Genomic DNA, 6441 nt, shown 5'->3' on the forward strand with positions numbered 1-6441 from the left:
TTATCGCTCCCCCCTTCCGCGCGGGGGGCTGGGGGGGATCATAATCTTGCGGAAAACTTTGAAAACATGCCCTAGGGGGGCGAAACCATACCCAGAATCAGCAACGCCGAAATTATTGCCAAAGATTAGCTGATAATTCGTAAGCATATGCCCTAGGCGCACGCTACTTGAGGTGCATTCAGTCGTCAGCTGTCAGCCGTTGGCCTTGGGCTTTGGCCACGGTACGGGAATGGCCATGCTATGGGAATGGCCAACGGCTGAATGCTTACAATTAGATCAGCCAACTCGACGAAAGGGAAAGACTCACAGTGACGTGGGAATCCCCCGGCACGAGGATTGTTCCCCCCGGGGGAGGATGCCAATCGAAACCATACCCTAAAATGAGAGAGTTTTCCTATTTCATCAGTAAATTGGCGATATTGTTAATCTTTGTTAATTTTTAATAATTTTTATGGTGAGATCCCCAAGGGATGTTACTATCCGGTGTTTATGTATAAAAATTGTTAACGTGGATTAATGGGTGGAGAGATTTGGTGAGCCACTTAAGTCTAGAGCAAGAGGAGCAACTCCAGAAAATAGGGACTTATCTCAGCCAACTCAGGCAGGAGAAATCTATACCTATTGAGGAAGTCGCTGACACAACCTTTATTCGATTGCATATATTGCAAGCCCTTGAAGCAGGGCAATCCGAGCCCTTGCCCGAGCCAGTTTACATTCAAGGCTTCATTCGTCGCTATGCAGAGTTTCTCGGTCTAGATGGTCCAGGGATAGCCAAAACGTTTCCAGTTAATTCTGGATTATCCTTGAAAACCGAGGAAACCGAGGAAACCGAGAAAACCGAGGAAAGCGAGCCTGGTCAGTTAGTCTTGTATACAGGTACCCCCTCACAACAGAAATCTCAGACTCTAACCTCTGCTCAAAAGATTCCTAGGATTGTAGCCAAAAGCAAGACTGTCAAGACTGTAGCCAAAAGCTTACAACCCTATTATCCTTACATCATAATAGTAAGCTTGATCAGTGTTGCTGGTGGACTAATTTATCTACTCAACACCGTGTTCACCTATCTCACTAATCGACAGATCGAAAACTCATCCGTTGCTCAGGAGCAGACAACCCCAGATAAACCAGAACAACCAGCACCAGCCCCTAAACCCGAACCTAAACCACCCCCCAAACCTAAACCTTCCCCATCTAATCCATTAATTAAAGTAAGCTTGAGTATTACAGAGCAATCTTGGGTACGAGTGGTAGTTGATGGCAAAATCGAGTTGGAAGAAACCTTACCCAAGGGATATCAGAAAACCTGGATTGCTAAACAAAAACTGACTGTGAGGTCAGGGAATGCCGGAGGTGTCTTGTACACTGTGGATCAACAGCAAGCAAAATCCCTCGGGAAACGTGGTGCTGTGGTACAGAGGAGTTTTAGCTTAGCTGCTCAGTAGATCAGTGGCAGTAGCTTGTAGGGTGGGCAAAAACAGTTTGGTTTAAATGAGTATTCATGATTAGATTACTTTGCCCACCCTACTGGAATTGGGATTTTTTTTCTAATCATTCAGTAGCTTGTCGGGTGGGCAAAAACCCTTTGGTTATTTTGAGTATTCACGATTAGATTACTTTGCCCACCCTACTGGAATTGGGATTTTTTTTTCATATCATTACCGATTGATGAACCATTATAAAATGGTAATATCAATCACTAGATCGTTAAAGTCGCGATCGCTTAGCGGCTCTGTTAGAGCATCGCTTTCTTCACTATCATTACCACTTAAATCTTCAAAAGCGAATGTGAATGTGTTGTCACTCCCATTTCCAAGTTCAAGGATGTGGCTCATGCCATCACTGTTAGCAGCTGTGAAAGCAAAGAATATGTCAGCATCACCATTTTGAACATCATCCAATTCCCCATCTGTAACTAAGTAGGGAGCTAAGATAGAGCCTCCAGGAAGTGTAACATCAAAATTCACCGTGGTCAAGTTTTCGTCTACCTTGAAATCAACCACGCTGGCATCAATGGCAGCTTCTGCATAACCCTCTTGGCCAGGAGTAAGAGATTGACCCGTGATCGAATCAATTATCGTTCCTTGTTGATCAGCAATTACATAAAAGCCAATTAAATTGTCATAGTCCGCCTCTCTAGTCACAGTTGCTGTAGCTTGTCCCGACAAGCCGGTTAAATCTAGCAGTCCATCAGATGAGGGATTGTTATCGGAGCTGATTACGAAGGCATTGTCTGGAATTGTAGTAATTTCGGTGTTGAGCTTGATAATGTCAGCAAACGTCACTTCCTTTATGGCTGCAATTTCCTCTTGGGTAAAGAAACCGCCATCCTCAATCGGTCTCTCGAACCAGAAGCGGTCAGAATCCCGTATCCGCTCGTATTGCTCCCATAGCATTGCTTGAATAGTTTCTCCCGCACTCGATGGAGCAACAGGATCTTCTGCAAACAGCCCAATCAATAAGTCGATATCTTCCACAGTCTGGTAGAGGTTTTCGAGAGTATTTGCCAACTCTGCATTTGAAGTAATTTCCGCAAAAGTCGTTACCCGTGGTAGACCGAGACTTGCTCGCACTTGGTTATAGTCAGCCAAGCCATGATCCCGTCCCCGTTGCTGATTAGCAGAGTAAAGGTCAAATCCGATCGCTCCTGGTACTAAAGCGTTGCGCAGGTCAAAAACTATATCAGTATCAACATCTTCAGTAATTGTTTGACTCGCACCGCGCAAGATATTATCTATATCGCTACTATCATTAATATTGGGTGAACCAAATGTTCTTAATAATTGCAAACTGGTGAGATTACCATCAGCATCAATAGTGTCTATACGGTTATTAGTTTGGGTATGACCAACACGAAGACCAGCAGCGGCGAATTCACTAGTGATTTCTGGGGTTTGATCAGAGTTATAGCTGCTGTAGTCAGTGATCACATCACCCACCATCAGGGGGAGCCACTCGTACAGGACAATAGTTTGATATTGGGCAATATTAATCTGGCGAGAGCGTTGATATATCTGCTCATCTGTCCAGTCAGGATGAAACCTAGAAAGTTCTTGGGCAAGGCGGTTATGATTACGCATCCAGAGGGTATGCTGGGATGCCAAACTATCGTTCTCGTTAACCCGTGTATCCCCCGCTAGAAAACCCACATCCATAAAAGCGCCTTTACCACTGATCAGTTCTCCATCAGCACCTGTGATGTTAAGGGGTAACAAGTCGTCATTAGTGGCAAATGTCTCATCTGAGAAGACGTTGAGCTGACCTTCTGAAAAAGCACGAATTGCTTGATATTCTTCTTCCGTAGACCCATAAACTACAGAAAGATCAAGCCAAGAGGTAACAGTATTAATGGCTTTTCCTGGGCTCCCAGACTCCCCAGTACCGCTGAAAAACGCATCCCGTTCAAAGTCAAACTCCAAGCCACCATCTGCCTGTGTAGAAATTTCTTGAGTGGGAGGAGTGTTTGGTGGAAAATTCGGGTCATCGGCTGGAATGTCAATGGGGAAATTGAGCAATTCTAACCGGTTCTGGTTCTCTTCTTTTGACCCATTTGCTGCTAAATCAGTGTCGTGGTTGACGAACTGACCAAAAGCCCAAATGAAAGCGCTTAAGCCATTACCATTGGGATCAGACTCTCCTTCCTCTAGGTTAGAGGTGGCATTACTGATCACTCGGGTACTAGGGCGATCGGGTGGATTAAGCAATACAAAGGGCGCATCAGATACATTGCTTAAGCCTTCTGTATTGGATATGACATTCAATCCCAATCCATTTAATCGGTCTGCTTCGGCTTGGGTAAATATCGGAATGGGTTGGCGCGTAACGGTATTGCCATCTATACCAATCAGAGCATTGCCTTCTGCATCAAATGCTATACCCGCCGGTGACTGGATTCCGTCTTCATACTCAATTGGAGACAAACGCAGCAACGGGGTATTAGGGATACCCAAAGAGACTTGGTCTAAATTATTCCTACTGCCGTCGATCAGGCGAATGGTAATCCCTTCATCGTTTACAACTAATGTGCTGTCGGCAAATGGGTCTCGTTGAAGAACACTGTTGAGATTTGTCATAACAAATGGTTAAATAAACCTAAGGCTTATCTATAAGAGTTCCCAACCATCAGGAAAAAATCCTAGAGGTTAAGTTAAATTAGGTTTTTTTTTTACAGCTGACACCATAATATTGACCTGAAAATATTGCTGTTTTTAGGTAGTTTTATGGTTGACCTCTAGGGTTGACTGTGCTTAGCTTACAAACGTCACGAATAAAGAGCCTGTTACTTTTAGAGCTCCTGAAAGTTTAGACGATAGATTTTATAATTGCTAAATTATTTGATATTTTTTTTTATTTAAGATAGTTTTAGCCATAAACTGGAGCTTTTTAACAGGTTTTATTCGAACCCAATTTAATTTGCAATCAGAGGATTGTAAATACTTTTGTCTGCTCTATATCAAATCTTTAATTCTCTGATGAGATGTATTTGATACTTTTAAATTTTATACCTTTACCTTATAGGAGCCGGGATTAGGGAGCAGGGAACAGGGAGTAGGGAGCAGGGAGCAGGTAACAGGGGAAAAATCCTGTGTACTTCATGAATATGATAACCGCTATATAAGTCTCAAAATAATCAGCTTTTTAGGTGTAATGTTTATGATAATTTTTCGCCCATTTCAACGACCTTTGATTAACTAAAAAAAATTGAAACTCTTCTGCCTTCTGCCGTAAGCATTCAGCCGTCAGCTATCAGCTATCAGCTTATGCGCTACGCGCACGCTACTTGAAGTGCTAGCAGGCGCTTTAACTGGACGGACTCGGATCAGTACAACGACCAGGGATTTTCAACTAGCCTTACCAGCCCGTCAGCTTGTTTACTACCTCCCGTTGATTAGCTGACAGCTGAGGGCTGATAGCTGAATGCTTACCTTCTGCCTTCTGCCTTCTGCCTTGGATCCAATACATTTTACTTATTACCAGCGGATGTGGTATGATTACCTTTTTACTTAGATAAACTTAAAAAAAGATAAAGAGAAGGCTTCAATAAAATTTACAAAAATCCTAACTCAAGGGATGACTGAACTTGACGGCTTAAGTTGACTAAGGTCACTTGTTTAACTTGGCCGAATAGGTCAGACTGGTTTTCGGTGCATCTCAGTGGTGCAAAAACACTAAACTCCAATACTGAAACCCCTATTATCTCGTTAGTTGAGTGATCGATTTACAAAATATGGGAGCTAGCCAAATGAACTTTGGTGTTTCTACAGGTGCGACCCGTGGAACGGGCATCTTGCCGTGGAATGGGCATCTTGCATGAAACTGGCATCTTGCCAGTTTCATGCTTATTTTCGGGCGGGCAGGATGCCCACTCTACTTCTATTCATTCGAAGATTCAGCAACGCGGATTTTTAATCAGAGTAACTATCCGGAGATCAGATTAGACACAACGGGAGAGGAGATAACGTCACTTGTAGGGCGTTGCTCACCTAAGGAATGGTTTAATAAAAATCAAACCATGCAATGCCCTAATTGTCATAGCCACAAAACTCATAAATATGGTCATCACAATTGAGACATTATTTAGCCAGACTACATCGAATTTCTCTATGCTACTCTAAATCTGAAGAGATGTTGAAGTTATCAATTAGGCTTCTTATTTATTATTTAAAGTTTCATAAAATCCCCATTTTTGGTTAATCATTCCATTATTAAGCAACGCGGTGGCGAGTGTCAAACGCGCCCTATATTTCCATGAACTCTTGTAAAGTTTTGGGTTCTTCAGTACCTACTATGCTAAATTTACAGTTAAAAATCTCCGAAAATATTACTGTGTAAGGGTTATGAGGCTATTTAACCATCAATTTTTCTGAATAATGCCTCTTCCTCCTGCTCCCTGCTCCCTGCTCCCTGCTCCCTTTGGCAAAGTGTTAATTTAGCATAACAAGTACGGAAGAGCCAAGTTTTGTAAATCAGTTGCATAAGTTTGTAAATCAGTTGCATAAGTCTGATTGCTTGGACATAGAAGTAGATAGAAGTAACAAGCTTTGAGAAAAAAGGAGCAACTGATATGGCGACTATTCAAGGAAACAACGGAGATAACTCATTAATTGGTACTGCAAATAACGATATGATGTGGGGTTATGATGGTAACGACACTTTGTGGGGGCAAGATGGTAATGACCAGCTCATTGGTGGTAATGGTTCAGACCAATTAATTGGTGGTTTTGGTAACGACACTTTGTGGGGGGAAGATGGTAACGACACTTTGTGGGGGGAAAATGGTAATGACCAATTAATGGGTGGTTCTGGTAACGACACTTTGTGGGGGGAAGATGGTAACGACACGTTGTGGGGGGAAAATGGTAATGACCAGCTCATTGGTGGTAATGGTTCAGACCAATTAATTGGTGGTTCTGGTAACGACACTTTGTGGGGGGAAGATGGTAA

Annotated in this window: 3 protein-coding genes and 1 pseudogene; 3 read left to right on the forward strand and 1 reads right to left on the reverse strand. The window is 42.9% G+C overall.

What is annotated here, in order from left to right; genetic code table 11:
* Nucleotides 1-533 precede the first annotated feature (533 nt).
* On the forward strand, nt 534-1442 hold the full coding sequence (locus F6K20_RS19775) for a helix-turn-helix domain-containing protein (protein WP_008188798.1): 909 nt from the start codon (nt 534-536) through the stop codon (nt 1440-1442).
* A 231-nt stretch (nt 1443-1673) separates the two neighbouring features.
* Here the strand turns inward: F6K20_RS19775 and F6K20_RS19780 are convergent, their stop codons facing one another.
* A complete protein-coding gene (locus F6K20_RS19780) occupies nt 1674-4070 on the reverse strand; it encodes a peroxidase family protein (RefSeq protein ID WP_008188800.1) in 2397 nt (798 codons plus the stop codon).
* A gap of 1483 nt (nt 4071-5553) precedes the next feature.
* Here F6K20_RS19780 and F6K20_RS19785 point away from each other — a divergent pair.
* A pseudogene (locus tag F6K20_RS19785) lies at nt 5554-5691 on the forward strand (IS1 family transposase); the annotation flags it as partial.
* A 370-nt stretch (nt 5692-6061) separates the two neighbouring features.
* The coding region (locus F6K20_RS19790) for a calcium-binding protein (protein ID WP_287295758.1) at nt 6062-6441 on the forward strand (380 nt) is incomplete at its 3' end.

The organism is Moorena sp. SIO2C4 (genome assembly GCF_010672485.1).
Taxonomy (GTDB): Bacteria; Cyanobacteriota; Cyanobacteriia; order Cyanobacteriales; family Coleofasciculaceae; genus Moorena; species Moorena producens.